This is a genomic window from Rodentibacter rarus, from assembly GCF_001998965.1.
In the GTDB taxonomy this organism is placed as follows: Bacteria; Pseudomonadota; Gammaproteobacteria; order Enterobacterales; family Pasteurellaceae; genus Rodentibacter; species Rodentibacter rarus.
The window spans coordinates 1-7,159 of record NZ_MLHJ01000150.1; the positions used below are offsets into that span (position 1 = coordinate 1).

Sequence of the window (7,159 nt, forward strand, 5' to 3'; positions counted from 1 at the left end):
TTGTGCAACTGCGGCATAACACCAGATTTTTTTAGGAGGATTTTATGAAAAAATTACTTTCATTATTGACGATCATTGCGGTATTAGTCGGCATCGCCGCTGTACAACCTTCTGCAACCGCTGACAATATCGATGACGGCAAACGCAATTTTGTGGTCTCGCTCGTTGCAAAATATTTTCCTTTTGAAGCGGAGGAGTTAGTAGCGTGGTATGACAAAAATATTGTTTATGCGGATAATCCAACAGACAGCGCCATTACGTTCAAGTTAGATGAAAAAGAAATCACCCTTGCCGCTCATCAAACCCAAAAACTGATTTTAGAACCGGGACAACATCGCCTCGTTTTGGCTGATGGAAAAGAGATTGAATTAACACTAAAAGAAGGCACTAATCGTTCCATTTTAAACCCGACCGCCTCGCCTTATTTCTTTTGGAAAACCGTTTATGGTTCGGTGAATTTACCTATTGAATACAAAACGGTGGCTATTGCCGGCAAACCCTATGAGGGGCCTTTTGAAGTAAGCAATGAATATTTGATTACACGCATAGGCAATCAACCTTGGCGTTTTGGTTTGGATGAAGCCATTCCTGATACGGTTGCCGTGAATAATGATCGGAATACTTACACCTTAATTTTTAGCAAAGCCTATCGCTTACCGGATTTTATCAAGGCTTATCCTATGCTATCAGCACAATAAACAAAAAGGGTTGATACCATTTCTGATATCAACCCTTTTGCTTTTTATTAAATTAGAGTAAGCCGCCTTGACCTAAAGCCGGATCAGTATCACGGGCTTTTAACGCCTCTTCTACGGTTAAACCTAATGCTTTTGCCACACCCTCACCATATGCCGGATCACACCAGTGACAATTACGGATATGACGATATTTGATGAAATCAGGCGCATCACCCATTGCACCCGCAGTATTGTTAAATAACGCTTGTTTTTGTTCAGCGCTCATTAAGTTAAACAAGGCACGCGGTTGACTGAAGTAGTCATTATCATCTTGACGATAATCCCAGAATGCCGCATCACCGTTAATGCGAAGTGGTGGCTCTGCAAAATCCGGTTGTTGTTGCCATTGATTAAAGCTGTTTGGCTCATAATGCGGTAAGCTACCGTAGTTACCATCGACACGGCCTTGACCATCACGTTGGTTGCTGTGAACCGGGCAACGAGGACGGTTTACCGGAATTTGACGGAAATTCACACCTAAACGATAACGTTGTGCATCGGCATAGTTGAATAAACGGGCTTGTAACATTCTATCCGGGCTTGCACCGATTCCCGGTACTAAATTGCTTGGTGCAAAGGCAGATTGCTCAACATCGGCAAAGAAGTTTTCAGGGTTACGGTTAAGCTCAAATTCACCCACTTCAATTAATGGATAGTCTTTTTTCGGCCATACTTTGGTTAAATCAAACGGATGATAAGGCACTTTTTCTGCATCGGCTTCCGGCATTACTTGGATAAACATTTTCCATTTCGGGAAATCACCACGCTCAATAGCTTCATATAAATCACGTTGATGACTTTCACGATCGTTGGCAATAATAGCGGCAGATTCTGCATCGGTTAAATTTTTAATGCCTTGTTGTGTATGGAAATGGAATTTCACCCAGAAACGCTCGCCGGCTTCATTCCAGAAGCTATAAGTATGTGAACCGTAACCGTGCATATGACGATAACTTGCCGGAATACCACGATCACTCATTACGATAGTGACTTGGTGTAACGCTTCCGGTAATAATGTCCAGAAATCCCAGTTATTGGTTGCTGAACGCATATTGGTGCGTGGATCACGTTTTACCGCTTTGTTAAGATCCGGGAATTTACGGGGATCACGCAAAAAGAAAACCGGTGTATTGTTCCCTACCATATCCCAGTTACCTTCTTCGGTATAGAATTTTAACGCAAAACCACGAATATCACGCTCTGCATCCGCTGCACCACGTTCACCGGCTACGGTCGTAAAACGCGCGAACATTTCTGTTTTTTTACCCACTTCACTGAAGATTTTAGCACGGGTATATTTGGTGATATCATTGGTTACAGTGAAAGTCCCAAATGCACCTGAACCTTTTGCGTGCATACGGCGCTCAGGAATCACTTCACGCACGAAATCCGCTAATTTTTCATTAAGCCATAAATCTTGTGCAAGCAATGGACCACGAGGGCCTGCGGTTAAGCTGTTTTGATTGTCAACAACCGGTGCGCCATTTCCCATCGTTAAAAGGGTGGTGATATGAGAAAACGGACATTTTGATGTCATAATATGCTCCTTTAGATTGAGTTTAGATAAATTTCGTACGCATCATATCAAAAGGTTTCAGCGATTAAAATCTATTAAATTAATCCAAAAAACCAATTTAAAAATACTCTCGATAAAAAAACCGCACTTATTTTCTTTAATAAAGTGCGGTTATTTCTTGATGTATTTTTTGACTTAATGTTTTGCGACTAATTTCATCACCGGCAGAACAATCGCACAAATTATTGCGCCAATAACAATACCTACAACCAATGCGGCAAGATTGCTTATCCAACCCTCAGTGAGCTGATATTGTTCAAGAAAATGATGAATAAAATCAACATAATGGACAAAAATCCCCCCACCCACAAGGAACATTGCGATTGTGCCAATCACACTTAATGCCCGCATAAATTTTGGCATAATCATCAAAATAGCTTGTCCAATATTTTTTGCAACACGCCCTTTTTTCATCAGAAATAAACCAAAATCATCGGTTTTTACAATCAAGGCAACTAAGCCATAAACCAAAATCGTAATGCCAACCCCAATAATTGAGAGCGTAATAATACGTGTAATAAGATCGGCTTGTGTCAGTTCGCCAAGAGCGATAATAATGATTTCTGCTGAAAGGATAAAATCGGTACGAATAGCCCCTTTAACTTTTGCCTGTTCATTAAACTCAACGTTTTCTTCTAACTCGCCTTCAGGTAGGAATTTATGCAATAATTTTTCAACACCTTCAAAACAAAGATACGCCCCACCTAACATTAAAAGTGGAACAATCAACCAAGGCAAAAAAGCGGAAAGCACCAAAGCGAGAGGAATTAAAATGAGTTTGTTGGCAAAGGATCCCTTCATCACCGCCCAAACAATCGGTAGTTCTCGTTCAGCGCTGGCACCGGTGACTTGATTTGCATTCAAAGCAAGATCATCCCCAACCACTCCCACCGTTTTTTTGGCTGCCATTTTAGTCATTAATGCCACGTCATCAAGAATTGAGGCAATATCATCAATTAATGTAAAAAGCGAGCTAAACGCCATAACACATCCTTAATAAATTTAATTTGAATAAAAGTTTACACCGGTCGAATACTCTCTACATCAAGCTTTGCATCAAATTCTTTTTGTAAGAGATGTAATTTTTTATCTTGCTGAAGTTCATCACGAGCTTGTTCACAGAGATCTTGATACACTTGTTTGCGATAATCTGTAGGCGTAACAACATCACGATCATCCAATTGAATATCAACACGCATCTGAGATCCATAAAGTTGGCGGAGCGCTTCGGTTAAAACCTCAATATTTCGAGTTTGGCGTAAATGGGCTTTTTCCGAATGGAGACCAAGCTGAATATTCGCTTCGGTTTTACTGAGTAAAAAGCAATTTAACGCCAATTCCTTTGAAAAACCGGTGACCCCGGAACGCTCAACAATATCCGTCCATTCATCCCGTTCCTGCGCGATATGAATAATACGTAAGCGCAATTCCGGTGTCATCTCATTTAAGATCGCCTGCTTAATATCGGAAGGGCGAATCGCCTCCACTTCCTTTGCCAGCTCAGGATTACGCCATTCCCAACGATAGGTTTGTGCATCCAACATTTCTTGATCTTCCTGCTCTAGCGCCGCATTATCCTCTATGGTGTTTTCCATCGTCTGAATATGCTGAGGTAGGCGAGGAACAGGGGAATGCTTTCCTCCCGTTTTCTTTGGCGGTGTCATTTCCCGCACCGGAAGTGCGGTCATTTTTCTTTCTGTTTTTTGCCCATCAAGTGCTTGAATATGGTGAAGTGTTTCATTCACAGCGTCATCCATTTCTTTTTGATGGGCTTGCCGTTCTCCGGCTTCAATTTGATTCAGTTGCTTTAAGGCATCTAACGCCGCAAGGCTGGCAAGATTGAGGGGTTGATTTGAAGTGGGAATGGAATGGGTTGATTTTGCCCCATAACCCGCTTTGATATTTTGCGACAGCACCGGCACATCAATATCATTTCCCTGATTTTCAACCGCACTTTTTTCACTTAAAGGCGGATTGGACTCAGATAAATTAGGCTTGGGTGCTGCCGACAGGAACTTTGGGTGGAATGCTAACGCCCGTAATAATGTCATTTCCGTACCAACACGATAATTTGGTGCGATACTCAATTCCTTTCGACCGGAAACAATGACTTGATAAAAAAACTGCACGTCTTCCGGTGCAATATGTTTTGCGAGGAAAGCAAGATGCTCATTTTCATTGGCTGAATGTTGTGGTAGCAACTGCATTAAAGCGATTTGATGCAATTTCTCTGCGAGGTCTGCCAACAAGCGATCCCAATCGCCCGCCTTTTCTGCAACATTCTGAATACTTTTCATTAATGCCTCACCATTGCCTTGGTGTAGGGCATAAATAATATCAATGGCTTGGGTATCATCCAACAGCCCTAGCATCGCATTGACCACATTAACCGTAACGTGGCGATTTCCCATCGCAATCGCTTGATCTGTAAGACTGAGACTATCCCGAATACTCCCCTGTGCGGCTTTTGCCAATTTATCTAAAGCCGGTGGCTCAAAAGGGATGTTTTCTTGATTTAAAATATGAGCAAGATGCCGTGAAATTTGCGTTTCATCTAAGGCTTTAAGATGAAATTGCAGACAACGAGATAAAATCGTGACCGGCAGTTTTTGCGGATCCGTTGTCGCAAGCAAAAATTTGACATATTCCGGGGGTTCCTCCAAGGTTTTTAGCAAAGCATTGAAAGAATGGCGTGAAAGCATATGCACTTCATCAATCAAATACACTTTAAAACGCCCGACCACCGGTTTGTATTGCACGTTATCCAACAATTCTCGGGTATCTTCAACCTTGGTGCGAGACGCTGCATCAATTTCAATCAAATCAATAAATGCGCCCTGTTCAATGGCTTTACAGTTTTCACATTCGCCACAAGGGTGAGCCGTAATACCATTTTTAATACAATTTAATCCCTTGGCAAAAAGACGGGCAATGGAAGTTTTCCCCACCCCACGTGTTCCGGAAAAGAGATAGGCGTGATGGAGTCGCTGTTCTTTTAACCCATTAGAAAGTGCAGTGAGAATATGACCTTGTCCCACCACATCTTCAAAGGTTTGGGGTCGCCACTTTCGGGCTAAAACTTGATAGCTCATAAATTATTCGATTAATGACCTTCAAAATTCACTAAGGTATAGCAAGTGACACCTAAATCATTCAAACGTTTTTCACCGCCGAGTTCCGGCAAATTAATCACAAATGCCGCGTGTTTGACCTTTCCGCCTAAACGTTCAACCAGTTTAACGGTCGCCTCAACCGTGCCTCCTGTTGCGAGCAAATCATCAATAATTAGGACATTGTCCCCTTCAGAAATCGCATCAACGTGAATTTCCAGCGTATCTTGACCATATTCCAATTGGTAAGACTGCGTAATGGTTTCACGAGGGAGTTTTTTCGGTTTGCGCACTAATTCAAAAGGCAACCCCAATGCAAGGGCAACCGGCGCACCAAAAATAAAACCGCGAGATTCAGTGCCAAGCACTTTCGTCATGTTTTTGTCACGATACTGCTCAACAATTAAATCAATGGCGGCTTTAAAGGCTTCCGGGACTTCTAATAATGTCGTGATGTCACGGAAAATAATGCCTTCTTTTGGATAATTTGGGATAGATTTGATGGAAGATTTGATCAGTTCAAGTTTGGTATTCATAAATAAGCTCAATAAAGTGAGATAAGTTAGATATTTTGGGTTGGTATTCTAGCATAAAATATGAGGAAAAATGGAAGAGCCTAGAAAATTGTGGAAACGGATCAGCGAGCTAATTCATTAGCTGTTGAAAGAACTCCCCCTAGTTACCAATATACATCTCCTTGATAGATACTACAGAATGTTAATAGCTTAATGATTTTATGTTACAATGCCAAGCCTAAGTTTGACATTTTAGTTTTTTTATATAACACTGTATGACAACTATTATTCATGTAGATGGAGACTTCTTAGCTTGTGATAGTAAGTGGTCCACAATTCATGGTTTAGATGTCAATACTCCCATTTCAAAATATTTATACGTAAAAGATAGTATTGTTTGTTTTGCAGGCAGTGAGTTTGCCATTGTATGTATGCAAGCTGTATTTAAAAAGCTTATTTCGATAAATGAATACGAAAACCTATTAAATAAACAGGTGAGAAATGGTGATTCGCTTGATTATATAGTTGTACAAGTTAATAATGGAAAATTGCAAACTCATAATTTGCCCTTAAGGAACTTTTTGCATAACGATATCCTATATTTAGGATCTGGTGGTGAATTTGCTGCAAAATTTTTCTATTATGCTAAAAAGGTCAAGTATAAAAGCATATATGGTAAGAATAACGTTGAAGGGGCATTGAATTATGCTTATTTTAAAGATAAACAATATTCTGGTAAGCCTACAATCATAAAATCTTGGAATCCAAAGTATCCAATAGACTTAACTATAAATAATGATAATCAAATTTATGATACTATTATTTATCAAAGACTTAAGGAGTTAAATATGCTTATTCATAATGTGGTGGCTAATAAAAAAATAGCACAACAATCATTATCTCATCTCAGTGCAAGTCTTGAGTTGGCATATAAACCAAATCAGCATTTAGTCACGAATGTATCTTGCAACTCGTCTAGAATGACCCCTAAGCGTGCCGAACAAATCTTAAAAGATATCAAGGCTTTTTTGAAAGATTAAAGATGTAGAAGCTCAAATCTAGTCTGACAGTCTCCGTTTAAAACTACAGTATCTGTCAGATTAATTTAAGCTTAAGTTCTTTTCTGCCCAAATGTCGGTTTATCCAATGCAAACTGCACTACTCAAGCCGGCATCTCGACTACTTTTTTACATTCCTTGCATAATGTTGCTTTTTTGTTAT

At 40.3% G+C, this 7,159-nt stretch carries 6 protein-coding genes; 2 read left to right on the forward strand and 4 right to left on the reverse strand.

From position 1 onward, the window contains the following. Positions 1-44 precede the first annotated feature (44 nt). Positions 45-698 (forward strand): hypothetical protein, encoded by a 654-nt coding sequence (locus tag BKK50_RS11930; RefSeq protein ID WP_077418413.1) that lies wholly within the window; start codon positions 45-47, stop codon positions 696-698. A 52-nt stretch (positions 699-750) separates the two neighbouring features. On the opposite strand, the gene BKK50_RS11935 is transcribed toward BKK50_RS11930, so the two are convergent. From BKK50_RS11935 to apt, 4 genes are all read right to left on the reverse strand, one after another. Next, complete coding sequence (locus BKK50_RS11935) at positions 751-2,274, reverse strand: catalase (RefSeq protein ID WP_077418415.1); 1,524 nt, start codon at positions 2,272-2,274, stop codon at positions 751-753. Positions 2,275-2,448: 174 nt separating this feature from the next. After that, a complete protein-coding gene (locus BKK50_RS11940) occupies positions 2,449-3,297 on the reverse strand; it encodes a DUF808 domain-containing protein (protein ID WP_077418417.1) in 849 nt (282 codons plus the stop codon). Between the two features lie 35 nt (positions 3,298-3,332). Next, positions 3,333-5,405, reverse strand: a complete 2,073-nt coding sequence (dnaX, locus tag BKK50_RS11945; protein WP_077418419.1) for a DNA polymerase III subunit gamma/tau — start codon at positions 5,403-5,405, stop codon at positions 3,333-3,335. Between the two features lie 11 nt (positions 5,406-5,416). Continuing rightward, positions 5,417-5,959 (reverse strand): adenine phosphoribosyltransferase, encoded by a 543-nt coding sequence (gene apt / locus BKK50_RS11950; protein ID WP_077418421.1) that lies wholly within the window; start codon positions 5,957-5,959, stop codon positions 5,417-5,419. 254 nt (positions 5,960-6,213) lie between these two features. Between apt and BKK50_RS11955 the strand changes: the two genes are divergently transcribed. Continuing rightward, complete coding sequence (locus BKK50_RS11955; protein WP_077418423.1) at positions 6,214-6,978, forward strand: hypothetical protein; 765 nt, start codon at positions 6,214-6,216, stop codon at positions 6,976-6,978. Positions 6,979-7,159: the final 181 nt, after the last annotated feature.